This is a genomic window from Psychrobacter sp. bablab_jr014, assembly GCF_016464015.1.
In the GTDB taxonomy this organism is placed as follows: domain Bacteria; phylum Pseudomonadota; class Gammaproteobacteria; order Pseudomonadales; family Moraxellaceae; genus Psychrobacter.
Window position 1 is genome coordinate 1 of sequence record NZ_JACDXT010000024.1, and the last position, 24,946, is coordinate 24,946.

Consider the following 24,946-nt stretch of genomic DNA (forward strand, 5'->3'; position numbering starts at 1 on the left):
TTCTGCGTGTAAGGCAGACGCTCTACCAACTGAGCTAATCACCCTGAGCGAGGATATAGCGAAGCACTGCTTCGTCCGAGCGCAAGAGAATTTACATTTTCGTAAATTCTAAAAACTCGATAACTATATGTATCGCGAAAACCTTTAAGAGATTTTCTTAGTAAGCTATCATCAGCTGTCACACTCGATGTTAACTTAACCAGCTAGGCTTGTTTTGTTTAGCCCCTTGCTGTGGGTGTGTATTATATAGATTTACATACCCCTGTCAAACACTTTTTGCAGTTATTTTAGCCTTTTTTTAAAGTTTTTTATAAGATATTGTTTTAATGGATTTTATTTTTACAAAAGCTTAAGTCTTTTTAAGGGTACATGCACAGTCACGCAGTTTTACAGCTTATGGCTGTTATCTGTATGGCAATTGCTTCTATACTAAAGACCTTTTAGGACATAGGCAGCGCTGGGAGGGGATTATCGCGGCTTTAGATAATGGGCAATATCTGGCGTCATGGACGTGGATCGACTTTGCAGGGCTGGGTCTGCTACTTCATATCACAGTGATGGTGATATTGACGCTGCGTATTGTAAGTATTCAGCGCAACATTGGTGTGGCCATCGCATGGATTGCGATTCTGTATACGTTGCCGCTGGTGGGTCTGATTGCGTATTTGTTGGTTGGGGAGCCGACGATAGGTCGCCGCTATCGTGAGCGTATGACGCAGGCGCGTCTGCTTATGAACGATATGGCCGCGCGAGAGCGCTTGGTGTTTGATCAAGGCGAGGAGCTGCTTGATTCAGAATATCGTGGTGTCAGTCGGATTGGTACACTTTGGACGGGCTTTGGGGTACTGAGCAATCAAGAGATGCGTTTGCTCGCGTCGACCGATGCAGTATTTGAGTCGTTAATTGAAGATATTGATAATGCCCAAAGTCGGATTTTGATGGAGTTTTACATCATTTATCCCAAAGGTCGGGTGCTTGAGGTGGTTGAGTCGCTTATCACAGCAGCCAAGCGCGGGGTTGAATGTCATATCTTGGCAGACAGTGTGGGCAGCTTTAGTTTTTTTGGCAGTCAGCAGCATAAGGCATTAGAGCGGGCAGGCGTGTTCGTGCACCAGTCGCTGCCAGTGGGGTTGTTTAAGACGTTGTTTAAGCGCTCAGATTTGCGCAATCACCGTAAGCTGGTGGTGGTTGATGAATATATCGGCTATACAGGCAGCTTTAACTTGGTTGACCCTAGGTTTTTTAAACAAGAAAAAAACGTGGGGCAATGGATTGATGTGATGATACGCAGCGTCAGCGATGCGCCTGTCAGTGTGGCGACCGCGATGGCAAAGGTAGTGGTGACGGATATCGGCGCGGAGAGCAATGAAAATTTAAGCGCGCTCAGCCATCGCATGAACACGTATACGCGTAAGCTATATATGTCGCGTCCGACTATTAATGATATCAGTAGTCGCGTGCAACTGATTGAAGAGGCGCAGCACGAGCTGGTACCTATAAGGGATACGCAGCACGAGATTGTGTGTCCGCGCAGTCTGCCGCAAATGCCTGCGGTATCCAACGTGTTGGCGCAGCTGATTCCTTCAGCGCCGCAAGTAACTGCGCATGTGATTTATAACACGCTGGTGACTATTTTGCACCGTGCCAATGAGCGCATTCGTATCACCACGCCGTATTTTGTGCCCGATGAAGCCTTGTCGGGTGCGCTGTGTACGGCGGCAAAGCGCGGCGTCGAGGTGACACTGATTATCCCCAAAAAGGTCGATTCGTTTTTGGTGCAGCATGCGTCACAAGCGTACTATCAAGAGCTGCTCGAGGCAGGCGTGCATATTGCGCGCTTTGAGGGTGGCCTATTACACGCCAAAACCGTGGTGGTTGATTACGATTATGCGCTGTTTGGTACGGTTAATATTGATATGCGCAGCTTTTATTTAAACATGGAAGTCAGTTTGGCGATTTATACGCCTGATATGGTGGCGCAGATTGCGGCGTGTCAGGCATCATATTTGCAAAGCTGTGAGTATCTGCGCCTTGAAACATGGCGGCATCGTCCGAGCAGCAAACGTCTGCTGGATAATGTGATTCGCCTGTTTAGTCCACTATTGTAAAGACACAGCAAAACCGTTATAACAAAGCAATCCTATGAATATTGATAGAAATAGAATAAGTAGTGACGCGCCAAAAAGTAAAGACAGATAAGGTGATAAGTAAGTATGAATCACGTAGTACAGACCAAGACGCCTATGGATGAGCTAGCAGCGACCTATTGGCATGATGTGATTGCGCATCGTCCGATAGCTGGCGGTATGGCCTATGAAGATGAGGTGCGTGCCTGTCAGCTTGACTTGTCGCTGGCCAGTTTGCAGCGCTTGGACGTGCTGCTGTCGCAAGTGCGCCGTGATTGGTTGCGTGCTACTAATGTGGGTGAAGCGACGCGCCTGCAGCATGCGCCGAGTCGTCATCTTTTGTTGTTTTTGGCGTTTTATGCAGGTCGGGTGCTTGCAATGACGAAGCGTGCACCGTGGCATTGGTACGGGCAAGCAGCGCTACAAGAGCGTCAGCCGTCTTTGTCCTTATCGGCAAGTGATTTTTATCAGCAAATGGCGCTGGTGAACGAAGATGAAGCAGGGCAAGTGCTGTTTTTGTTAGAGCCGATTGGGCAGCGATTGTTTGGCTCGATAGACCGTCCTTTTACTGCGACTATAGGTGGCACGGTGGCGGGCGGGTTGTATCAAGCGGTCAATGGTTATTTACAACGCCAAGCCATCGGCGCTAGTCTGTCTCAAGCTCAAGCTCAAGCTCAAGCTCAAGCTCAAGCTCAAGCTCAAGCTCCAGACATGCCACCAGAAACAGCGATGCCAGCGCCTGAATCTGTTGTCCCTGTTGTCGAAACGCCACCAAAGCCAAAGCCCATCAAGCCGACGCCGCAGCCTTTTGTACAACTGCTCAATGATTTAAATACGATGGATGTGCCGCAAACCGCTGGCGTGCAGGATTATCAAAACGCCAGCAAAGTCCTCAACCAGTTTGAGCAGCATATTGCCAAACAAAACAAACCGCGCGCCGAGGTACATTTTTCAGACACCCATCTGAGTGCGCGTGAACAGGCATTATTGAAGCTAAAAAATGCGGCCGATGCAGGGCATACAGGCGCACAGCTACGCCTTGGGATGTACGAGCTGCTGGGCGAAGGATTGGACAATAACAAAGAAGCGGGCATTAATTTAGTAAAACAAGCGGCGGAAAAAGGCGATGTCCGCGCCGAGCGCTTGCTCAGTCACTTGTATTATCAAGGTATCGGCGTCGCTATGAACAGCGGCCAGGGCAAATACTGGCTTGAAAAAGCAGCGGCGAATGGACACGTTGAGGCGAGTGAACTGGTAAATGAGTGGCAGCATGCCGAGGCCTTAATGATGACGCGTCAGCAAGAACAATCGAGCATCCAGCGTTATCAAATCTTATTGGGTATCGTTGCGGTGGCAGCACTATTACTCATTGTCCTTTTATAATTCATGGACTTAGGGCGTGTTGACCATTCGACCATGGCACTGACAGCGACTATTTTTTAGGCAATTCGAGGTTAAAAATAATAAGTTTAGTCACTCTAAGCGTTTATTTTTAACGATGAAGCGGCAAAAAAGAGTCCTGTCCCTGCGGGCTGATGCTAAAACTGCCCCATACTGCGTTGCAAATCTCGCTAAGGCATCTGCATTATCGTCGCTTTGTGCCTTGTCTGGAACAATTTTAGCGATCAGCAGTGCCTACTTGCGAATGTTCAACACGCCCTAATAATACAAAATCTGCGCGCATAAAAAATCCCCATTGCCAAAGACAATGGGGACTCTTTTTGCAAGCTTGCATCAACCAATCGGGTATATGTGCCAGCTTATTGTGGAATATAACAACCGAAGTGCCGCCGTAAGATGGTGACCCATGAACCGTGAAGTTCAGGGCGGATGCGTCATCATGTCGGTAGGTTTCCTGATACACCACAAGGGTGCAGGCATACACATTGACACAATAGGTAGCGCATCCATTTTAAAGATTATCGGCTCAGGGAATAAACATCTACTAGCCAACACTTCAGAATAGATTCATTTTAACCAATGGTCTAATAGATTACAAGTCAGATTTACGACAGCTATTTAATGGTTGTGTTAAGTGTTGTTTTCGGCAATTTTCAGATATGTGTTAATATAGTCGGCTTGAACCCTCTTATTTTAGTCCTATAGATACTCATTCACCCAAGGAGCGGTAATCTATGACGCGCACGCAACAGCAGACCTCAGAAACTGAGCACAATAACGACAGCACATCCAAAAAGACTCCGCACGTTTTGATGATTCTAGATGGCTTCGGTCATCGTGAAGATACCGAAGACAATGCGATTGCCGCTGCCCATACGCCCAATTTTGACCGTATTTATGCCAAATATCCGCATGGTCTTATCTCGGGCTCTGGCGAAGATGTGGGCTTGCCTGATGGTCAGTTTGGTAACTCAGAAGTTGGGCACATGAACCTTGGCGCAGGTCGCGTGCTGTATCAAGACTCGACCTTGATTTCGAGCCAGATTGCTAGTCGTGAGTTTTACAAAAACGAAGCGCTAGTAAATGCTATTACTGCCGCAAATGAGAAAGGCGGCAATGTGCATATCATGGGTCTGCTCTCAGATGGCGGCGTGCACGCGCATCAAGACCATATCGAGAGCATGTGTCACATGGCGTTGGTACATGGTGCTAAGAACGTCTTTGTCCATTGCTTTTTAGACGGTCGCGACACCCCGCCAAAGTCGGCTGACAAGTACATCAACCGTTTGCGCGACCATTTAAACCAATTAAACGCCCATTATGACGGACACACGCAGATTGCCAGCATCATCGGTCGTTATTACGCGATGGATCGTGACAATCGCTGGGATCGTGTAAAGCAAGCCTATGAGCTGTTGACCGAAGGCAAGTCTGAGCGCGTGGCCACCCGTGCAGACGGCGCGATTCAAGCGGCATACAAGGCGCGTGAGACGGATGAATTTGTCGCACCGACCACGGTGATTGAGCATGGCGAGACGCCAATTACTATTGATGACAATGACGCGCTGATTTTTATGAACTTCCGTGCTGACCGTGCGCGTGAGTTGTCACAGGCCTTTGTATTACCTGACCATGAGTTCTCAGGCTTTGCCCGTCATAAGCAGCCCAAGCTGTCTGCCTTTGTCATGATGACCAAATATTCAGATGAGCTGGCGCAAAATGAGCACACCAGCATTGCTTATCTGCCGACATCACTCACCAACACACTGGGCGAGTATCTGCAGAACAAAGGCAAAACCCAGCTACGTATCGCCGAAACTGAAAAATACGCGCATGTGACGTTTTTCTTTAGTGGCGGTCGTGAAGCCGAATACGATGGCGAATCACGCGTATTGGTCGCATCACCTGACGTGGCGACCTATGATTTGCAGCCTGAAATGAGCGCGCCTGAAGTGACGGATAAGCTGGTCGCCGCGATTGAGTCGGGCGAGTATGATGTGTTGATCGTTAACTACGCTAATGGCGATATGGTCGGGCATACAGGCGTCTTTGATGCAGCAGTAAAAGCGGTCGAAGCGCTTGATGGCTGCGTGGCACGTATTGAAGAGGCAGTGATTGCCGCAGGTGGTGATATGCTGATTACTGCTGACCATGGTAACTGTGAGCAGATGCACGACCACGAAAGCGGTCAAGTGCACACCCAGCACACCACTGAGCTTGTGCCGCTCATTTATGTTGGTGAGCGCGCGGTGACCGTACGTGATGGTGGTAAACTAAGCGATGTTGCCCCGACCATTTTGGCATTGATGGACTTACCCATCCCTGAAGAAATGACAGGCAAAACCTTACTGCAAAGTGCATAACGCTGATTCGCATGTACAGCTAGTTCAGTCCGCTATAAGTGTGTAAGACAAAGGAAAGGGCAAGTGTGTCCTTTCCTTTTTTGTGCGCCAATAAAGCGCATGAGTAAGGACAGCGCGTGAGCAAGATGCGGATAGTCGCAGTCGTTCACACAGTGCTTGCAATATGGGTCTAGATTGGCATGGCAGGTTGATGCTATGCTTTTTTTATTTATTTTGAGTTTTGCCATGCATGCAGCGATTGATAACCGTAGAAAAAAGACAATATCAGCGGACAGCGCATTTGTGTCTAGCCGTTTAAAGCCTCTATGCGCTTTGGGACTGTTTGGCGTCCTCTTACTGCCTCTATCCGCCAATGCGGCAGCTGACGCGACCAAAGGCATTCAGCTGATCAGCTTACAAGGCGATACCCTACCTGCTGATAACGGTATAGATGAAGGGATGAGCGATGATGATTGGATTGATGCTGAGCGTGACTTAAGCGCCGTCGACGTCGATCCTGTCGAGGCCAGCGATGACACTTTTAATGATGTATCACTTGATGACGAGGCAGACAATCCTGTTGCTGATGTCCCACTAAATGCCATTTCGCCTGAAACACTCAAGACGTTTGTGTCGGTCATAGATTTGGTGCGCCGCGAGTATGTCGAGCCTGTTAATGATGAGTCGCTATTTAACGATGCCATGAGCGGTATGCTACACAAGCTAGATTCCCACGCAGAATTTTTGGATGCCGAAGCGTACGAAAACTTGCGCGCCTTTACACAAGGGGATGTGGGTGATGTGGGGATTAGCGCTGAGTATAATGACAATGCAGGCTACTGGGTGATTACCCAAGTATTAAAAAATTCTTCTGCTGCCAAGCAAGGCATCAAAACAGGCGACTACTTGCATCAAATTGATGAGCTAAAGCTCGATGCTGACCAGCAAGACAATGATATTACGCAGATGCTGATAGGCATTGCAGGCACGCAAGTGGATGTGGTCACCTCGCGCGCAGGTCGCCGCAAGCATACCAGCACCTTGCAGCGAAACAACAGCCATCCGCAAACCATTGAAACCAAGCTGGTAGAGGGTATTGCTGTGGTGAGGTTGCCTGCTTTTCAAAACAATAGCCGCGATAAGATTTTAAAAGGTCTCACGCAGCTAAACGCGCCCATTTCTGGGATTGTTATCGATGTGCGTGATAACCCAGGCGGCGTACTGGATGCTGCAGTGCAAGTCGCCAGTTTGTTCATGGAAGATACCGATGTGGTACAAGTTGAGAGCCGTAAAGCGCCACTAAAAGTATTAACCACCCAAGGCCGTGCCTTGTTAAAGCAGCTGCCTGTCGTGATATTACAAAACCGATATTCGGCATCAGCAGCAGAAGTCCTTGCCAGCAGCTTACAAACGCAAAAGCGCGCAACGATTGTGGGCGAAGTCAGTTATGGTAAAGGCTCGGTACAATCCGTCATTCCACTTGATGATGACCACGCGGTAAAACTGACCGTGGCGCACTATCTGACGGCGACAGGCAAAAAAATTGATGATATTGGTGTGACTCCTGATATTGCTTTGATTGGTGATGAATGGACATGGGAAGCCAAAGCGCTGGAGGTTTTACAGCAACAAACCCAAATGCCTGGTGTTCGTTTTGTCTCAAAGGAAAAGTAATATCAATAAAGCCAGCAGTAAAAAATAAACCGTTAAAAAACCGACAGTTATCGTTGTATAACCATCAGTTTTTGCTTTATATCAACGTCACCAAGTAGGCTTAGGGCGTATCATCAATGAGCTCATTCAAGAATTTAGCGGTCTTAAACTGGCTAAATCTTGCCAAACAGCGTCAAAAATCTTGTGAATATATCTGTATTCTCTGCAATTTTTTCCTTGTTTGACTACGATTTATCTCATTCTAAGTCTCGCTATCTAAATGATGATACGCCCTAGTCCTCATAGCGCTCATCATCGATATTCAGTTTTTTCATGCGATAACGTAGCGAGCGAAATGTCGTACCGAGCAGCTCAGCCGCTTGTGTTTTATTCCAATCGGTTTGCTTGAGTGCTGCGACAATCAGACGCTTTTCTTGTGCTTGCAGGTAAGCTTCTAAGCCATTCTCAGGCAGCTCATTGTCTTTGTCATCTGCTATAGAGGTATCTACTGGCGGTTGCGGTGGTGCTTCTTTTTTCACGGCGTCATTTAGACCTACTGTTGGCGTAGACTTCGGCGGCGTGATGGTGGACGCAGACATCGAAGAAGGATAGGGCTGATTGTGTGTGCGATAGGGATACACATGGGTATTGGCAGTGGCTGCGGTCTTAGGGGTCGTGGGTTGATGGTGGGTTTCAGACGGCTTGGCGTTTTCTTTAGTGGCGGATGCTGTTATGTCGTTGGCAGATGATGCAGCTTTAATATCTGCGTCACCAGTATCATCAATGACTGTAGGCGTAGCCAGTCCCAAGTGTTGAATATCAATTTCTGGTGTTTCGGCCAGTGTGATGGCGCGCTCCAAAATATTACGCAGCTCACGCACATTGCCTGCAAACTCATGTTGCTGTAAACGAGCAAGTGCAGTGGACGTCAAGGCAAAGGGGTGATCAAGCTGCCACTCTGTAGCAATGAGTGCTAAAAAGTGCTGGGCAAGGGCGGGAATATCCGTTTGTCTGGCTTGCAGCGCAGGCAAAGACAGCTCAATCACATTGATACGATAGTATAAGTCTTGGCGAAATGTGCCTTGTTGCACCAGTTCTGCCAAATTTTTATGTGTGGCGGACAAAATACGGATATCGACCGCCACTTCTTGGGTATCACCAATAGCGCGCACGCTCTTTTCTTGAATGGCACGCAGCAGTTTGACCTGCATCGCAAGTGGCAAATCCGCCACTTCATCTAAAAATAGCGTACCGCCATTGGCTTGTTGAAACAGACCTTGTTTGTCTGCTACGGCGCCTGTAAAGCTGCCTTTTTTGTGTCCAAAAAATTCAGATTCCATCAGCTCAGAGGGAATCGCGCCGCAGTTGACAGGTACAAAGCTATTCTCACAGCGCGGACTCAAATCATGTATCAGGCGCGCCACCACTTCTTTACCTGTGCCTGAGCCACCTGATAAAAATACAGGCGCTTGGGAGCGAGCCAGCTTTAAAATAGTGGCCTTTAACTGGGTCATGACCTCTGAGCTGCCGATTAATCGCTCATCGAGTAATTGCTGCTCAGGCGTTTTGGTATCAGCAATGTTTTCAGCATCGACCTGCGAGGCGACCTTTAGCGCATTTTCTACCAACTGGCGTAAACGCGGTAGCTCAAGCGGCTTATTGACAAAATCAAAAGCGCCGAGCTTGAGGGCTTGAATAGCCAAGTCCATACTGCCGTGTGCGGTAATCACAGCTACAGGTGTACGGCTGCCGCTTTTGCTGATTTGCTGCACCAGCTCCAAACCTGAGCCATCAGGCAGCTTTAAATCCGTTAAGCAAAAATCGTACGTTTGCGCTTGCAAGTATTCACGGGCTTGTGTGAGTGTATAGGCAACATCACTTTTGATGCCCATCTTGGTCAATGTGATTTGCATCAAGCGGCATAAATCCACCTCATCATCTACCACCAATGCTTTTGCTGTCATAATTTCCTCATATTGAGCGTCAAAATGACCATTTTCTTACATGGTCTGTGTTCATATTTACTGCTGTATATCGCCGTTTACGCTTTAGGTATGAATGTCTACTTGATGCCCAGATGTGGGAATAATTAAGCGAAAGCAAGTCTTTTCATGCTCTGCGACGTACACAAGTCGTGCGTGATTGGCTTCACAAAACGCTTGAGATAAATATAAGCCCAAGCCCGTGCCTGCCTTATCGGTAGTAAAAAAGGGATCAAACAGCTGCTCTATATCTGCGGCAGATACGCCTGCGCCATCATCCAAAATATCAATGATAACATCATTCTTCTGACAATAGAGTGCTATATCCACACAAGAGCTATGGTTTTTATAGCCGCTATAACGTAAGCCATTATTAATCAAATTAATTAAAATTTGCTCCAGTTGATGCGCGTCGAACTGTACACTGGGACTCATTTTACAATCAAGAGTGACGTTTTGCTCGGCAAAATAGTTTTTGACAAACTCAGGCAGCCATAAAGACAAGTCAATCTGTTGCTGGTTTGGCGGTCGCTGCTTGGATAAATTAAGTACATCTTCAATAATGCGATTGACCCGTTTGGTTTGGCTAAAAATCATCTGATACAGCTCACGATTGGCAGCCATTGCCATTGCAAATGGTGTGTCTGCACTCTCATCATGCGTCACATATTCGTCTACATCCTCTATAAGCAGCTGACTGGCTTGTGATATGGCGGCTAAGGGGTTACGAATTTCATGCGCGATACTGGCGGTCAGTTGTCCAAGCGCTGCAAGCTTCAATTGCTGGGCTTGGGCCTGCTCTCGGCGTAGGTCTTCGAACAGTATCAGTTGGCTGTGATTTTTTAAGGGAATCAGCTGCACGCTAAGCTTGCTGGCAGCTGTATCAAGTGTGCTGTGCGGTGGCTCATATATAAAGGCACGTGACTGCCCGCTTTGCCCTGCAGCCAACAGTCTGTTATATAATTTGGAGTGCTGCGCTTGTAGCTGCACTTGGAAGTCTGCTAATGGATTAAAAGCATCCATCAATACTGATTTTTGATACCAGCGCTTACGGATAAGCGGCGCTGTACTGGCCTCAGGCGGCGGCTGTTCAGTGATACCAAGCAGCTGATAAGTGGCTGTGTTGGCCATCATCACGCGCCCTTGTTCAACCACCATCACGCCATTTAGCATATGGCTAATGACTTCTTGATTAATGGTATTTAAGCGCTCAACCTCACGCGCGTGCTGAGTTGCCATATGCTCAACATGCACCAGCCGCTGCGAGACTGACCAGCTCAAAAAGCCCACCGCCAAAAAGCTCGCTGACATAAGCAGTGCATCGCCCAAATCCGTCAGACTGACGCTATTGGCAATAGCATAAAAAAACTGCTGATAGATGACCAAAATGATGGCCAGCAGCGTAATAATCAGCGCCTGTGTGCCATTAAGTAGCATGAAGCTGGCGGCGACCACCACCATATAGAGCATGGTCAGTTGTAAATCAGGCGCGCCATTAGTATACAAAAGCAGGCTTAGCATAATGACATCGAGAGCCAGCCCAAAAGACAGTTGCCGCCATGGGTGCTTACCGACCACCAAAAACAGCGCCAGCAAAATAAGGCTGAGGAGCACATAAAAAGACAATGCGGTCTGCTGCAAAAGCGACAGCAACAAGAAGCTGCTGTCCGCTTTGACATTGACATAGCCCATCAGTACCAAAAATGCACTGGCTACCACGCGATAACTGCTATAAATCAGTCCCAGCTTTCTTAGTTGGGGTCGTGGCAAGGTGGCTGGGCGCTGCATATCACTACTTACTGTATTATCAGTGGGCGAGGTTGCCTGTGTCATAAAAAGCGCATCCTATACGGTTGAGTCGCGCGTCCACTTACGGCTGAATCAAGCCATGACGAATGGCCATATGCGTCAGTTTGACATCACTATCGACGCCTACTTTTTCATAAATGCGGTAACGGTAGGTGTTAATGGTTTTAACGCTAACAAACAGCTGGTCGGCAATCTGCTGCGGGCTTTGGCAGTTGACAACCATCATGGCGACTTGTTTTTCCCGATCGCTTAATAAATCAAACGGCGAGCCTGCATTATCAGACAACAGCACTTCAGCAAGCTGTTCTGCGACATCTTGGCTAAAATAACGACCGCCTTGATAGAGTTTTTTAATGGCGCGTATCATTTCATCAAGAGGTGTGCCTTTGGTGATATAACCGTTTGCGCCTGCTTTTAATAGCATGGACGGGTAAGGCTGCGCTGCCATGCTGCTGACCGCTAAAATCTTGATACCCAGTCCCAGCTGCACGAGACGTTTGGTCGCTTCAAGGCCACCAATATTAGGCATGTTCACATCCAAAAGTATCACATCAGGGCTTAGCTGCTTGGCAAGTTTGATGGCCATATCGCCACTGTCTGCCTCGCCAACGACTTCAATCTCGTCGCTGTCTGCCAGCATACGGCTGATGCCCATACGTACCAAATCGTGGTCATCCACCACCAATACTCGAATCATAATTTTACTCTTTACGACAGTTTAACATCGGCTGCATCTGCGACCGACCATAACAGTAGTGTAACGCAGTTATAAAGCAGATGGGGATTTATTGCTGCGGACTAAAATGACACATATCTCATAAGCCATTGATAAAAAAGCCGCTTATTTCGTCTCAACCTACTGCAAAATGCCATTAAATATTATATATTGCTATACTGTTAAGCAAGATTTTCCAAAGCATAAGGGAATGTAATAAAGTTTGAACACGGATGGAAAAAGTCTATGATGTCAACTTCGTACATCAAACTTAAATATAAATCATGATACACTAACCGTACAAAAACCTTGTACGAGTACCTACAAAGCACTTAGAATCGAACGTAATCACCTCATCGAGACAACATATCTTATAAGATATGCGTACGGCGGGAACATGAGCGGGGGAAACATGAAATATCTACCATTAACCAAGCAGCAACTTTTTGCTGCGATGATGTCCTTGAGCCTAGGCACGGTAGCGCAGGCAGGACTTACTATTAATGGCGCAGACACTAGCAGTAGCGCACGCATTGGTTGGGGCGGCGCAAACGGATTATCAGAAGCACGTAATATTATGTACAGTAGCGGTGGTAGCAGCAGCATCCGCTCGGTAGACAACGGCTACGGCACCACCAACATCACCAACGCTAGCAGTGCCAATACGTACAAGACCACCTATCGTGGTAGTTTTGGCAGCAGCAATATGATTCCCATCAGTGCCGATTCGCGCAGCGTGGCAGTGGTTGACGCAGAGACAGGCGAGTCTTTGTATGAAAAAAGTGCAGATGTGGCACGTCCTATCGCCAGTATCAGTAAGCTGATGATGGCTATGGTTGTACTCGATGCCAATCTTGATATGCGCGAAGAGATTACCTTGGACGCTGAAGACTTTGTAGGGCCAAAACGCGCCAGCTCAAGGCTAAAAGCAGGCGATCGCATGAACCGCGCTGAACTGCTACTCATGGCACTGATGAAATCAGAAAACCCAGCCGCCAAAACGCTATCACGTCACTATCCAGGCGGCTATAGCGCCTTTATTCGTGATATGAACCGCAAAGCCCAGTCACTAGGCATGACCACCGCGTTCTTTGGTGACCCAACAGGTCTAGATAAGCGCAACGTCGCCTCACCCAATGACCTTGTGAAAATGGTACGCGCTGCGGGCAACTATGACGTGATTCGCCGTTTTTCAACCACCAAGAGCTACGACTTTTACGTATCCAACTACTCAAGCGGCAACCGCGTTTATAAAGCCAACAATACCAGTAGCCTAGTACGTTCAGGCGATTATCCAATTGGCTTGTCAAAAACAGGCTTTATCAATGAAGCAGGACGCTGCGTGGTGATGGAAACCCGCGTAAACAACCGTCCTGCTATTATCGTCATTCTAGGGGCAAACAGCTCAGCCACCCGCTGGGGCGATGCCAAAAATATCCTAACCAGCTTGTCTAGCCGCCGTACGGTATAAATGACAAGTGATTTAAAAAGACTGTTATTCCCGTAACGGTCTTTTTTATTGTCCATTGTTTTGCTTTTAGCACATAGGTGTGTAAAAGCGCTCGACCGATAACCAAAAGATTCCTGCCATGACTAAAGATTGCCCGCCAGTAACGCCAAAACTGTATCTATTAACCAATGATGATCCGTTGGATGTCTTGCAGCAAAAGCTCAGCGCTGCGTTTGCTACAGGGGCGGTAGGTTTATTACAAATCCGCCGTAAACAAGTTCTAGCGCAGGAAAATGGCCGCGAGCAGCTATATACCGAAGCCCAGTCGCTGATTGCCTTAGCGCAACAGTACAACGTGCCTGTGGTAATGAATGACGATATGGCGATGGCAGACAAGCTGGGCGTCGGTGTGCATTTGGGGCAACAAGACGGCAGTGTGTTTGATGCGCGTGCTCAGCTGGCGGCGGGGCAAATCGTTGGTCGCACCTGTCATGGGGATGCTGAACTGGTTAAAGACGCACAAGCAGCAGGCGCAGATTATGCCGCGATGGGTGCGATTTTTGCCTCAACGACCAAGCCCAATGCCACGACTATCAGTAAAGACGCGCTGATGGCAGGGGCGGCAACAGGTGTGCCAATCTGCGTGATTGGCGGCCTGACACCACAAAATGTGGTAACGCTGGCAGGTATTCCCCTTCGATATGTGGCGGTGGTGGGCGACATTATGGACTTGCCTGTCGATAAGATTGCTGCGCGCTGCGAGGAATGGCAAGTGGCGTTAGCGCAGCTTAGTGCAGCGCTTTAACGTCCAGCCATAAAATAAGTGCCTATATAATAACTAGGCGCTTTTTTTATAACACTAGCGTGTTATCCGTTATACGGAGAAACAATCCGTGCTACTCAGCGTGCTGCATACACAAAGTAGCATAAGGGATGGCTTCTAAACGCTTGGGTTCGATATCCTCGCCGCAAACTTCGCATTCGCCATACGTGCCGTTTTCGATACGGCTTAGCGCATTTTCCACATACATGAGGTTTTGCTGCGCTTCGGCAAGCAAGTTTTTGCGCATATCGTTTTGGCGATAGGAGATGGCTTGGTCTTCCCAGTGTTCGTTTAAGTCGTCTTGCGGGTTTTGAATATGGTCTTCGATGGCCTCAATGCGCGTGCGGTATTCTTCTTGTAAGGTTAATAGACGCTCGCGGGCATCTTGATAAAGGTCATTGTTGTCGTTCGCCATGGTTTTATCCTTTAATCGTTATCAATTTATTAGTCAGTTTGTTTATTGGTCATGTGTGACACATGCGACTGTTTTAATTTTGCTAGTTTGGTTTTAGAGACACTTATTCTTATCGTGCTGAATTTTTATAGTAAAAGTATAGACACTGCGATGCCACCACAAAATGTTAAGACGACGCAGGGCGCGCTATAGTCGATTCTGAATAAAAGCGTTAAGTATTTATTAACCAGCAAGACCGAGATAAATTTTCTGGTGTGCTGTGCCTACGCACACAGAGGCTGTAAAAACTTCTATCGACCTTGCTATAACATTTTGATAGGGAACTCGCTATATCTGCGCGTAGAGTTAGCGATATTTTTACCGCAAAATGGACGGCTGTGGTACACTCACGCGCAATCAAGTCTTAGGCGCTACTGTCGCCTGTGCTGCCCATTTTTTTATTTTTATATGATTGATATAGATGATAGGAGTGAGTCATGAATTTTTTGCGTATGAGTGAGCTGTCACTAAACGACAAAGTGGTACTGATTCGTGAAGATTTGAATGTGCCCATCAAAAACGGGCAGGTGGCTAGTGCCGCACGCTTGCAGGCCAGTTTGCCTACCATTCGCCTAGCGCTCGAAAAAGGCGCGGCAGTGATTGTGTGCTCGCACTTGGGTCGCCCAACCGAAGGGGAGTTTGAAGAAAAATACTCACTCGCGCCTGTCGCTGATTATCTTAATGACGCGCTTGGCGCTGAGCTAAAAAGCCCAGTGACCCTAAGCCGCGACTATCTGACCGAAGGCGTACAGATTGCTGCAGGTGAAGTTGTGCTGCTAGAAAACGTGCGCTTTAACGCAGGCGAGAAGAAAAACGACGACGCATTGGCCAAAAAATACGCGGATTTGTGCGATGTGTTCGTGATGGATGCCTTTGGTACGGCGCACCGTGCCCAAGCGTCAACCGAAGGCGTCACCCGCATCATGCGTCAAGAAGGCAAAACGGCCTGTGCTGGTCTTTTGTTAGCAGCCGAATTGGACGCGCTAAGCCGTGCGCTAGAAACCCCAGCACAGCCAATGCTAGCAATCGTTGGTGGCTCAAAGGTATCTACCAAGTTAGAAGTGCTACACAGTCTTGCTGAAGTGTGTGAGCAAATCATCGTTGGCGGCGGTATTGCCAATACTTTCCTCGCAGCAGAAGGTCATAGCGTTGGCGCGTCTTTATACGAGCCTGACTTGGTTGAAACCGCGCGCGAGATTATGACCAAAACCGAGATTTTATTGCCTGAATATGTCGTGGTTGCCGATAAGCGCGAGATTGACTTTGCAGACTTTACGCATTCATTGCAAGCAGCGACCGCTACCATTAAATCGGTAGATGCCATCGGCGATAATGATATGATTTTGGACATCGCACCAAAGAGCGCAGAAGTCTTGGCAGACGCGATTTGTCATGCCAAAACCATCCTATGGAATGGTCCCGTTGGCGTATTCGAAGTCGATGCTTTTGGGGCGGGTACTGAGATTTTGGCAAAAGCGGTAAAAGACAGTGATGGTTTTTCTATCGCAGGTGGCGGTGATACGCTCGCCGCGATTGACAAATACAATGTCGCCGATGACGTCAGCTACACTTCAACAGGGGGTGGCGCATTCTTGGAATTTGTAGAAGGCAAGGTGTTGCCTGCTGTTGCTGCACTACAAGTATAAACTCGGTAACACGATACGTACAACATACGCCAAAAATATGCGATAGGCTATAAAAACGTTGTCAGAGTCCACTGTATATATTATAGTGGTTTTAGTACGCAATTGCCGAGTTTTATAGCCTTTATGGATGTGCATAAGGGCGTTGACAATACGTACGATTGATAGCGATAACTATTACGCAGGTATGAGATTTTAACCTGAAAATTATTATTGCATGTCTGATTGACTGGCTATAAAATAGCGCCAGCATGCACAGGGCATGCATTTTTTACATGAGGTTGACTATGTTAAAACGTCATTTGTTACTTGCTAGCGTACTTGCTGGTACTTTTGCAGTTACGGCTTGTAGCCAACAAACTGAAGAGCAAGCGGATGCAGGCAACACTGAAGCAGCTGCAGAATCTGCGGCTGATGACGCTGCTGCAAATACTGAAGCGGCTGCTGCTGATGCAGAAGCGGCTGCTCAAAATGCTGGTCAAGAAGTTGCTGACAGTGCAGAAACGGCTGGCGCAGTTGCGGCTGGGGCTGCACAAAACGCTGGTGATGCAATCGCAGAAGGCGCTAACAATGCAGTAGAAAACACTGCTGAAGCTGTCGCTGAAGGCGCAAACAACGTTGCAGAAGGCGCGAACGATGTCGCTACTGACGCTGAAGCAAACGTTGCTGAAGACCAAAACTACTAATCGTTTCTTATAAACGCATCAGTAAATACTTTTTTTATAGTCCCCATCTCTCTAAAAAGCTTTGGTTTATACCAAGGCTTTTTTTATGCTCAGCGTTTTTGTTTGATAGTCAGTCAGCGTGACCAGTATATTTGAGAAATAATGGCGTAAAGCTGCGAGAGCGTGCTGATTTTTGTTATAATCTGCGCCTGATGATGAGCGCCCAAGATTTGCGCGCGCACCATAACTTTTTTATATCAACCAGAGAGCGATTTATGGCTTTAATCTCCTTGCGTCAACTGTTAGACCACGCGGCTGAACACAACTATGGCGTGCCTGCCTTTAACGTCAACAACCTAGAGCAAATGCGTGCCATCATGATGGCGGCAGACGCTTGTGACTCACCCGTTATCGTACAGGCCAGTGCGGGCGCGCGTAACTATGCAGGTTCGGCATTTTTGCGTCATCTAATCATCGCCGCTATTGAAGAGTGGCCACATATTCCTGTCGTGATGCACCAAGACCACGGCACATCGCCAGCCGTTTGCCAACGCTCAATCCAGCTTGGCTTTTCATCGGTCATGATGGATGGCTCGCTTGGTACAGACGGCAAAACCCCAATGGACTATGACTATAACGCCAGTGTGACTCGCGAAGTGGTCAAGATGGCACACGCATGCGGCGTGTCTGTTGAAGGCGAAATCGGCTGCCTAGGCAGTCTAGAAACGGGTATGGCAGGCGAAGAAGACGGTATTGGCGCAGAGGGCGTACTTGACCACACCCAGCTATTGACCAGCGCTGATGAAGCGGAGCAGTTCGTAAATGACACCAATGTCGATGCCCTTGCTATCGCCATCGGTACCAGCCACGGCGCGTACAAATTCACCCGTCCACCGACAGGCGACATCCTCTCTATCGAGCGCGTCAAAGAAATCCATGCGCGTATCCCAAACACCCACTTGGTCATGCATGGCTCGTCATCAGTGCCGCAAGAATGGCTAAAAGTGATTAACGAGTTTGGCGGTGAGATTGGCGAAACTTACGGTGTACCTGTTGAGCAAATCGTCGAAGCCATCAAGCACGGTGTGCGTAAAGTCAACATCGACACCGACCTGCGCTTGGCATCGACTGGCGCAATTCGTCAGTACTTGGCGCACAACCCGAGCGAATTTGACCCACGTAAATACTTTAAAGCCTCAATGCAAGCGATGTCTGACATCTGCACCAACCGTTTTGAAGCCTTTGGTTCAGCAGGTCAAGCCAGCAAAATCCGTCCGATTAGCCTAGAAGGCATGGTCGCATTTTACGAAGGTAAATAAGTCAAGCTAAAGCTGTCATTATTCTGTGTGGCGGTACTCAATAGCACTTCGACAAAGGAGAGGGTAAGACCATGATTGGACTGATTTGCGGGCAAGTCATACATTTAAGCGCCCCCAGCGCCTGCGTCTTGACCAGCTCTGGGGTCGGCTATGATATTGAGCTGCCGCTGCCGTCATTTTGCCAGCTGCAATTGGAGCACGATGCGCGCATTTGGACGCATCACCATGTGCGCGAAGATGCCCAGCTGCTCTACGGTTTTATGAGTCGTAGTGAACGCGATGTGTTCCGTCAGCTGATTAAAATCAATGGCGTGGGCGCAAAAATGGCACTCGCAATGCTCTCAGCCATGTCTGCGGCAGAGCTAAAGGCGCAGGTCGAACAAGGCTCGGAGGCTGCACTGACACGTATTCCAGGTATTGGCAAAAAGACCGCCCAGCGCCTGCTGATTGAGCTAAAAGACAAGCTTAAAAATATCGAAGTGGCGGGCAGTGCAGGTATGCCTGAATATACCGAGCACGCCGTCAGTAGCGACAGCAGTATCAATGCTGAGGTCGAAGGCGCGCTGATTAGCCTTGGTTATAAGGAAAAAGAAGCGCAGCAAGCGATTAAAGCGGCGCGTGGTCAGTCAGATGACTTTGAGGACACGCAAAGCTTGCTCAAAGCGACCTTGCGGCAACTGTCGAGCTTTTGATATTTTCGTTTTTCTAACTAAAAATGGCTGCCGATGTGCAGCCATTTTTAATGCATTAAACTCAGTGACAAGTGCTTATATTACTTATCACGATGTTCATCGCTGTATGCTATCCAAAAGTCAGCATTTTTAATCTATCTTTATCCCATTTTTAAAAATAAAAACTTCCTGTAATCCTACAAATCTCAATCTTTATCAATCTTACGTTAAAATGACTGATTGTTATTTATTAATGATAATTATAATCATTAATGTTATTATTATCAAAAATTAAACATGCTTGTAAGGTATGTTGGTTTTAGGGCGTGTCCCCATTTAGTTATAAACGCTTGAATTAGGGGCACGCCCTAGTTTATTTTGATTAACAAGGAAAGAACATGCGGTCTCAGCAAAGCAAACACTTAATGCAAAAGAAACATCTCACTATAGCTGTACATATTGGCCTCATGATGGGTATAAGTCATACTGCTTATGCTGCAGAAGCTTCTACTGGTACACAGGTTGATCAAACGACCTCACCATCAACCACGTTGGATACTATCGTCGTTTATGCAGATGGTTACCGCAGTACAGGCACAAAGACAGCATTGAACCCCAATGAAGCGCCGATGAGCTATACCCGAATTGACCAAGAATTACTACAAAAAAGACAGGCGGACAGTGTCAATGCTGCTTTGCGTTATGAGCCTGGCATAAGCTCTGAGAGCCGCGGTACAGTATCTGTTTTTGATGAATATAACATTCGCGGATTTAAGACTTATTCTAATTTTTATGAAGGTTTACGGTTGCCTTATGATGGTGCGTGGAATCTTATGCCCCAAGTAGACGTTTACGCCACTGAAGCAGTAGAGGTGGTAAAAGGCTCGGCATCATCGTTATATGGTTACGCGTCGCCTGGAGGCATGGTAAACCAAATTGCCAAAACACCCAAGAGCATACCAGAGCATGAAGTACAGCTGCGTCTAGGCAATCAAAATTTAAAAGAAGTCGCCGTAGACAGTACAGGACCTATTGCGGACAACTTAGACTACCGATTTGTGGCGCTAAAACGCCAAAAAGATGGTCAAATGCAAACGACAGAAGAAGAGCGCTTATTAATAAATCCATCATTAAAGTGGCAGGCGACGGATAATGTTTCTGTACTTGCCAATATCTATTACCAAGATGACCCTGAAATGGTGCCGTCAACACCATTACCAGCTGTCGGTACAGTATATAACGCCAGCTACGGTAAGCTGGATAGTTATGCTTATGCAGGTGATGAATGGAATAAATTTAGTAAAGAAGTATTTATGCCTAGTGTCACGGTAAACTGGGACATTAATGATCAGTTGACCTTTAAACATATTTTGCGTTATACCGATGCCGAGGCGCAGCAGCGCAACATGTATAACAGCGGATTGGTGAGTGGTAGTGATAAAATATTGAATCGTATTGCCTATACTACTGATGAAAGTATGAGTAATTGGAGCACAGACAATCAACTGGCCTATAAGTTTGATACGGCCAATACCTCACACAATTTACTGTTTGGTATTGAATATCAAGAGACCGACAGCGCCGCGACTTACTATGATGCGGGCGCAGCGGGTACGCCAAACCTTGACCTATCTAATCCAGACTTCTCACAAATAAATAAGGCTACGCTGCCACTAGATACCTATCGTCAAGACGAAGACATCGAGCAAAGCCAGCTTGGGCTCTATGTACAAGATGAGATGCAGTGGCAAGATTTGACCGTGGTCGCAGGCTTGCGTCACGATAAGTTTGAGAGTATCACTGAGCAGACCAAAGCCGCGCAAGGCGCGGTGTACGATGCACAAACGATCGATAATGATGCCTCAGAGACCAGCGGTCGTCTGGCCGCCATCTACGACTTTAATAACGGCCTATCTCCATTTGTGAGCTACTCAGAGTCGTTTCAGCCTGTAGTTGGCAGTAACTTTATTACCAATGAACCATTTAAACCAACCACCGCCGATCAATTAGAAGCGGGCATTAAATATCTGTCACCAGATCGTGCGACTCAAGGGACGTTGGCTGTATTTGATATCACACAAAAAAACGTCGTCGTAGCTGATGAAATTAATTATAGAAGTCAAACACAAACAGGGGAGATTACGTCAAAGGGCTTTGAAGTTTCAGCCAGTCATATGTTAAACGACTGGGTAGATGTAGCCGCAAGCTATAGCTATACCGATGCTGAGATCACAGAGGATGAATTTAATCCTGATGTCGTTGGTAATACCCCTGCACAAACAGCCAAACATAAAGCCACGCTATGGGCAGACTATTACGCTACAGACAAGCTAACTTTGAATGCGGGTGTTCGCTATGAAGGTGGGATGCAGTTAGACAAACAAAATTCAGATGAGCTACCAAGTGTGACGTTAGTCGATGTCGGCGGTAGTTATCAGATCAATCCGATGCTCACGTTAGGCGCAAGTGTGAACAACCTTTTTGACAAAACCTATGTCGGTGCTTGCTATGACGTTAATAACTGCTGGATGGGACCTGAGCGTGAAATGTCTGTTAGTTTAAAAGCTCGTTTTTAATTTTTTCCGCTTGCTAACTGACGCCTGTTATTAGGGCGTGTTCTTATTTAAATGATGATGAAAGTGAGGTAAATCTTGCCAAGCATTGCCAGAAATTTTACAAAGATCTCTATATTTTTTGTAACTGTTTCTTTGTTTGATGAGGGTTTATCTCATTTTAAGTCTCGCTATCTCGGTGATGATACGCACTAAAAATGGCTGCCGATGTGCAGCCATTTTTAATGTATTAAACTCAGTGACAAGTGCTTATATTACTTATCACTATGTTCATCGCTGTATGCTATCCAAAAGTCAGCATTTTCAATACCTACTTTTCTAGGGTCAAATATAGGATTAAGACCTGCTTTCATTTGCTCATCGTAGTCTTTAAGGACTTTAAGTGCGATTTTACTTAATAAGATAATAGCAATAAAGTTCAGATAACACATACTACCAAAGCCAATGTCACCAAGCGCCCACATCATGCCTGCAGATTGAATGCTACCCATTAAACAAATGATTAAGAATATGACTTTTAAAATCGGCTTTAATACTGGATAACGCAGCTTACTGTCTAGGTAGACCAATGTGGTCTCAGCAATATAGTAATAAGCAATCAGACAAGTAAAGGCAAAAAGGAAAATAGCGATAGCTACAAAGCCACTACCGTATTGACTAAATACAGTAGATACTGCCGCTTGTGTAAACGCTGTACCTGCTTCAACACCTGGCATGTTTTCAACAAGCGCCGTTCCCGTCTCTGGAATAACATTATACATACCTGTAGATAGAATCATCAGTGCTGTAGCGGTACAAACAAAAACGGTATCAATATAGATAGAAAAACTTTGGACCAGCCCTTGTTTGGCAGGGTGGGATACTTCGGCAGCAGCTGAGCTAAAAGTCGCTTCACCAGCACCAGCGACGTTTGAAAAGACAGCGCGGCGTATACCCCACGCAATAGCTGTACCAACAATACCACCAAAGACAGCATCCATGCCAAAAGCGCTTTTGAAGATAAGTGCAAACATCGCGGGTATGCTTGACGCATTGATAATAAGCACAATGACCATTAATGCAATATAGCCTACCGCCATAAATGGCACGACCAAACCTGCAAAACTGGCAATGCGCTTGATACCACCAAAGATAATAAAGGCCAGTAACGCAACGATAGTAACACCCGTAATCAAGGGCGAGAGTCCAAATGCGGTATTGAACGAGTCAGCAATGGTATTGGCTTGTACCCCGGGTACCAGTACGCCATAAGATAAGCAGGTAACGGTTGCAACCAAGATAGCGAAGGGTTTCATTTTTAAACCACGTTCTATATAAAATGGCGAGCCGCCACGATATTGCCCTTCTACAGTATGCTTATAAACCTGTGCTAATGTGGATTCGATAAAAGCACTTGCGCCCCCGAGCAAGCCCATAACCACCATCCAGAATACCGCACCAGGGCCACCCGCAGCAATGGCTGTGGCCACGCCCGCGATATTACCCACACCAATACGGCCTGACAATGCCATACTAAAAGCTTGAAATGAGCTGATGCCTTGGGTAGACGTCTGTTTATCAAACAGTAGGGCGACCATCTGTTTTAAATAACGAAACTGTACGCCACGTGTCATAACCGTAAAGTAGATACCGACACCTAGTGCCAGATACACCAGTACGTCACTCCAGATATAACCAACGATGCTATTAATGAATGCTTCCATAGCCTTACCTCCTTGTAAGTGTTGTTCCGTAATTACCCAAGACGCCGTACCAAAATTATATTAGTTGGCCAGCCAGATGGTTTTGGTTTGTGTGTATTGTGCCAAGGCTTCTAGACCGTTATCACGACCACCAAATCCTGACTGCTTATAGCCACCAAATGGGGTAGTGATATCACCCTCTGAAAAACCATTGATAGATACGGTACCAGCTCGAATGGCAGTAGCGACGCGATAAGCGCGATGAATGTTTTGGGTATAAAATGATGCGGCGAGTCCGTATTGCGTATCATTAGCCATTTTGATTGCCTCATCTTCGGATTCAAACGTGGTGACTGCCAGTAGGGGGCCGAATACTTCTTCTTGAAACAGCATCATATCAGCACTGACGTGATCGAAAATCGTTGGCTCAATGTACCAGCCGCTGCCTAGAGTGTTGTGTATGTTACCGCCCACAACCAGCGTCGCACCTTCTTGTTTCGCGACTTCTAAATAATGAGTCACTTTGTCAAAATGGGCTTTTTCAATCATAGGGCCAATAGCAGTATCTGGGTCATAAGGAGAGCCTACTTTCCAGTTTTTAAGCCCTGCTTTTAACTTATCGAGTAGTTCTTGCTTTTGACTGCTATGGACTAATAAGCGTGAACCGCAGCTACAGTTTTCGCTCATATTCCAAAAAGCAGCAGAGAGTATATTGTCGATAGTATCGTCATTGAGGAGCGCGTCATCGAAGACAATTTGCGGGCTTTTGCCGCCACATTCTAAAACTATCTCTTTTAAGTTGCTCTTAGCGGCGTACTCTAAAAACAGACGACCGACCTCAGTTGAGCCTGTAAAGGACACCATATCTACATCCATATGTTGCCCTAATGCCGCGCCTACCGCTTCACCAAGACCACAAACCATCTGCAAGGCATCTTTTGGTACACCTGCCTCATAAGCAAGCTCGGTCATGCGATAGGCAGATAGTGACGTCAGTTCGGCAGGTTTAACGATGACAGAGTTGCCTGTGATGAGAGCAGGGGCGACCTTCCAAGCATACATTTGCGCAGGAAAGTTCCAAGGTAACACTGTACCGACCACCCCAATAGGCTCTTGAACAATCATGCCAAGGCCTGTAGGTGCAATTTTTCCAAAAACTTTGTCAGCCGCTTCGGCGTACCATTCAAAGGTTTCAATAGTGGCGGGCATGTCGGTATTTAGGCATTCTGTAATCGGTTTTCCTGCATCAATACAGTCCAAAGCAGCCAGCTCTTCTAAGTGCGCTTGCATAAGAGCCGCCCAGCGCTGCATGATGGTTTTACGTTCTGCAGGGGTCATGCGTCGCCATGCACCACTTTCAAACCCAGCGCGAGCGACCTTAACTGCGGCGTCAACATCTTGTGCAGTACCTGCGGCAATTTTACCGATGATGCTGTCATCAATCGGCGTGCGATTGTCTATCGTATTTTGAGAAATATTGCTGTCAGCTATCAGATGTCCTGCCCATGTTTTTTGTTGCTTGGCTTGTTCGAATACTTGCTCTTTTGTCAAACTCATTAGATGCTTCCTTGTCATTCAGCGGGGGCAATGATGTTGCTATGTTCACCGCTGGCTTTAGTCATGGCATAAGAAAAAACT

The 24,946-nt window shown here is 47.1% G+C and carries 17 protein-coding genes and 1 other RNA gene; 11 read left to right on the forward strand and 7 right to left on the reverse strand.

Annotation, left to right across the window (positions count from 1 at the left end):
• Positions 1-557 precede the first annotated feature (557 nt).
• Both JIE71_RS07010 and JIE71_RS07015 read left to right on the forward strand, forming a co-directional pair.
• Positions 558-2,108 (forward strand): cardiolipin synthase, encoded by a 1,551-nt coding sequence (locus JIE71_RS07010; RefSeq protein WP_199508028.1) that lies wholly within the window; start codon positions 558-560, stop codon positions 2,106-2,108.
• A 105-nt stretch (positions 2,109-2,213) separates the two neighbouring features.
• The gene (locus JIE71_RS07015) at positions 2,214-3,509 is read left to right on the forward strand and encodes a tetratricopeptide repeat protein (RefSeq protein WP_199508029.1); all 1,296 of its coding nucleotides are present in this window, start codon (positions 2,214-2,216) and stop codon (positions 3,507-3,509) included.
• A gap of 389 nt (positions 3,510-3,898) precedes the next feature.
• Here JIE71_RS07015 and ssrS read toward each other — a convergent pair.
• A non-coding RNA gene (ssrS, locus tag JIE71_RS07020) (6S RNA) lies at positions 3,899-4,093 on the reverse strand.
• Positions 4,094-4,261: 168 nt separating this feature from the next.
• Between ssrS and gpmI the strand changes: the two genes are divergently transcribed.
• On the forward strand, positions 4,262-5,890 hold the full coding sequence (gene gpmI / locus JIE71_RS07025) for a 2,3-bisphosphoglycerate-independent phosphoglycerate mutase (protein ID WP_199508030.1): 1,629 nt from the start codon (positions 4,262-4,264) through the stop codon (positions 5,888-5,890).
• Between the two features lie 195 nt (positions 5,891-6,085).
• Positions 6,086-7,543, forward strand: a complete 1,458-nt coding sequence (locus JIE71_RS07030; RefSeq protein ID WP_199508031.1) for a S41 family peptidase — start codon at positions 6,086-6,088, stop codon at positions 7,541-7,543.
• Positions 7,544-7,815: 272 nt separating this feature from the next.
• Here JIE71_RS07030 and JIE71_RS07035 read toward each other — a convergent pair whose 3' ends face one another.
• From JIE71_RS07035 to JIE71_RS07045, 3 genes are all read right to left on the reverse strand, one after another.
• A complete protein-coding gene (locus JIE71_RS07035) occupies positions 7,816-9,486 on the reverse strand; it encodes a sigma-54-dependent transcriptional regulator (RefSeq protein WP_199508032.1) in 1,671 nt (556 codons plus the stop codon).
• Between the two features lie 84 nt (positions 9,487-9,570).
• Positions 9,571-11,337 carry a sensor histidine kinase gene (locus JIE71_RS07040; protein ID WP_199508033.1) on the reverse strand — a complete coding sequence of 589 codons (1,767 nt, stop codon included), beginning with the start codon at positions 11,335-11,337 and terminating at the stop codon, positions 9,571-9,573.
• 37 nt (positions 11,338-11,374) lie between these two features.
• A complete protein-coding gene (locus JIE71_RS07045) occupies positions 11,375-12,010 on the reverse strand; it encodes a response regulator (RefSeq protein ID WP_199508034.1) in 636 nt (211 codons plus the stop codon).
• A gap of 430 nt (positions 12,011-12,440) precedes the next feature.
• Here JIE71_RS07045 and JIE71_RS07050 point away from each other — a divergent pair, with 430 nt between their 5' ends.
• Together JIE71_RS07050 and JIE71_RS07055 are read left to right on the forward strand one after the other, a co-directional pair.
• Positions 12,441-13,499, forward strand: a complete 1,059-nt coding sequence (locus JIE71_RS07050; RefSeq protein ID WP_199508054.1) for a serine hydrolase — start codon at positions 12,441-12,443, stop codon at positions 13,497-13,499.
• A gap of 118 nt (positions 13,500-13,617) precedes the next feature.
• Positions 13,618-14,283 (forward strand): thiamine phosphate synthase, encoded by a 666-nt coding sequence (locus JIE71_RS07055; RefSeq protein ID WP_199508035.1) that lies wholly within the window; start codon positions 13,618-13,620, stop codon positions 14,281-14,283.
• Positions 14,284-14,374: 91 nt separating this feature from the next.
• On the opposite strand, the gene JIE71_RS07060 is transcribed toward JIE71_RS07055, so the two are convergent.
• The gene (locus JIE71_RS07060; protein ID WP_199508036.1) at positions 14,375-14,716 is read right to left on the reverse strand and encodes a TraR/DksA family transcriptional regulator; all 342 of its coding nucleotides are present in this window, start codon (positions 14,714-14,716) and stop codon (positions 14,375-14,377) included.
• Positions 14,717-15,192: 476 nt separating this feature from the next.
• Here JIE71_RS07060 and JIE71_RS07065 point away from each other — a divergent pair, with 476 nt between their 5' ends.
• The 5 genes from JIE71_RS07065 to JIE71_RS07085 all read left to right on the forward strand — a co-directional run bounded on the left by JIE71_RS07065 (position 15,193) and on the right by JIE71_RS07085 (position 21,629).
• Positions 15,193-16,401 (forward strand): phosphoglycerate kinase, encoded by a 1,209-nt coding sequence (locus JIE71_RS07065; RefSeq protein WP_199508037.1) that lies wholly within the window; start codon positions 15,193-15,195, stop codon positions 16,399-16,401.
• Positions 16,402-16,685: 284 nt separating this feature from the next.
• Positions 16,686-17,084 (forward strand): hypothetical protein, encoded by a 399-nt coding sequence (locus JIE71_RS07070; protein ID WP_199508038.1) that lies wholly within the window; start codon positions 16,686-16,688, stop codon positions 17,082-17,084.
• Between the two features lie 254 nt (positions 17,085-17,338).
• Complete coding sequence (fba, locus tag JIE71_RS07075) at positions 17,339-18,382, forward strand: class II fructose-bisphosphate aldolase (protein WP_199508039.1); 1,044 nt, start codon at positions 17,339-17,341, stop codon at positions 18,380-18,382.
• Between the two features lie 71 nt (positions 18,383-18,453).
• Positions 18,454-19,074 (forward strand): Holliday junction branch migration protein RuvA, encoded by a 621-nt coding sequence (ruvA, locus tag JIE71_RS07080; RefSeq protein ID WP_199508040.1) that lies wholly within the window; start codon positions 18,454-18,456, stop codon positions 19,072-19,074.
• A gap of 377 nt (positions 19,075-19,451) precedes the next feature.
• Positions 19,452-21,629, forward strand: a complete 2,178-nt coding sequence (locus JIE71_RS07085; RefSeq protein ID WP_228284579.1) for a TonB-dependent siderophore receptor — start codon at positions 19,452-19,454, stop codon at positions 21,627-21,629.
• 251 nt (positions 21,630-21,880) lie between these two features.
• On the opposite strand, the gene JIE71_RS07090 is transcribed toward JIE71_RS07085, so the two are convergent.
• Together JIE71_RS07090 and JIE71_RS07095 are read right to left on the reverse strand one after the other, a co-directional pair.
• Positions 21,881-23,329, reverse strand: a complete 1,449-nt coding sequence (locus JIE71_RS07090) for an alanine/glycine:cation symporter family protein (RefSeq protein ID WP_199508041.1) — start codon at positions 23,327-23,329, stop codon at positions 21,881-21,883.
• Between the two features lie 60 nt (positions 23,330-23,389).
• On the reverse strand, positions 23,390-24,865 hold the full coding sequence (locus JIE71_RS07095) for an aldehyde dehydrogenase (RefSeq protein ID WP_199508042.1): 1,476 nt from the start codon (positions 24,863-24,865) through the stop codon (positions 23,390-23,392).
• Positions 24,866-24,946: the final 81 nt, after the last annotated feature.

What these genes read in the sequence shown, in the direction of transcription:
- JIE71_RS07035 (WP_199508032.1), bottom strand. Translation starts at nt 9,486, where the DNA reads ATGACAGCAAAAGCATTGGTGGTAGATGATGAGGTGGATTTATGCCGC.
- JIE71_RS07045 (WP_199508034.1), bottom strand. Translation starts at nt 12,010, where the DNA reads ATGATTCGAGTATTGGTGGTGGATGACCACGATTTGGTACGTATGGGC.
- JIE71_RS07070 (WP_199508038.1), top strand. Translation starts at nt 16,686, where the DNA reads ATGTTAAAACGTCATTTGTTACTTGCTAGCGTACTTGCTGGTACTTTT.
- JIE71_RS07030 (WP_199508031.1), top strand. Translation starts at nt 6,086, where the DNA reads ATGCTTTTTTTATTTATTTTGAGTTTTGCCATGCATGCAGCGATTGAT.
- JIE71_RS07050 (WP_199508054.1), top strand. Translation starts at nt 12,441, where the DNA reads ATGAAATATCTACCATTAACCAAGCAGCAACTTTTTGCTGCGATGATG.
- JIE71_RS07065 (WP_199508037.1), top strand. Translation starts at nt 15,193, where the DNA reads ATGAATTTTTTGCGTATGAGTGAGCTGTCACTAAACGACAAAGTGGTA.
- JIE71_RS07060 (WP_199508036.1), bottom strand. Translation starts at nt 14,716, where the DNA reads ATGGCGAACGACAACAATGACCTTTATCAAGATGCCCGCGAGCGTCTA.
- JIE71_RS07085 (WP_228284579.1), top strand. Translation starts at nt 19,452, where the DNA reads ATGCGGTCTCAGCAAAGCAAACACTTAATGCAAAAGAAACATCTCACT.
- ruvA (WP_199508040.1), top strand. Translation starts at nt 18,454, where the DNA reads ATGATTGGACTGATTTGCGGGCAAGTCATACATTTAAGCGCCCCCAGC.
- JIE71_RS07015 (WP_199508029.1), top strand. Translation starts at nt 2,214, where the DNA reads ATGAATCACGTAGTACAGACCAAGACGCCTATGGATGAGCTAGCAGCG.
- JIE71_RS07010 (WP_199508028.1), top strand. Translation starts at nt 558, where the DNA reads ATGGTGATATTGACGCTGCGTATTGTAAGTATTCAGCGCAACATTGGT.
- JIE71_RS07040 (WP_199508033.1), bottom strand. Translation starts at nt 11,337, where the DNA reads ATGACACAGGCAACCTCGCCCACTGATAATACAGTAAGTAGTGATATG.
- gpmI (WP_199508030.1), top strand. Translation starts at nt 4,262, where the DNA reads ATGACGCGCACGCAACAGCAGACCTCAGAAACTGAGCACAATAACGAC.
- fba (WP_199508039.1), top strand. Translation starts at nt 17,339, where the DNA reads ATGGCTTTAATCTCCTTGCGTCAACTGTTAGACCACGCGGCTGAACAC.
- JIE71_RS07095 (WP_199508042.1), bottom strand. Translation starts at nt 24,865, where the DNA reads ATGAGTTTGACAAAAGAGCAAGTATTCGAACAAGCCAAGCAACAAAAA.
- JIE71_RS07055 (WP_199508035.1), top strand. Translation starts at nt 13,618, where the DNA reads ATGACTAAAGATTGCCCGCCAGTAACGCCAAAACTGTATCTATTAACC.
- JIE71_RS07090 (WP_199508041.1), bottom strand. Translation starts at nt 23,329, where the DNA reads ATGGAAGCATTCATTAATAGCATCGTTGGTTATATCTGGAGTGACGTA.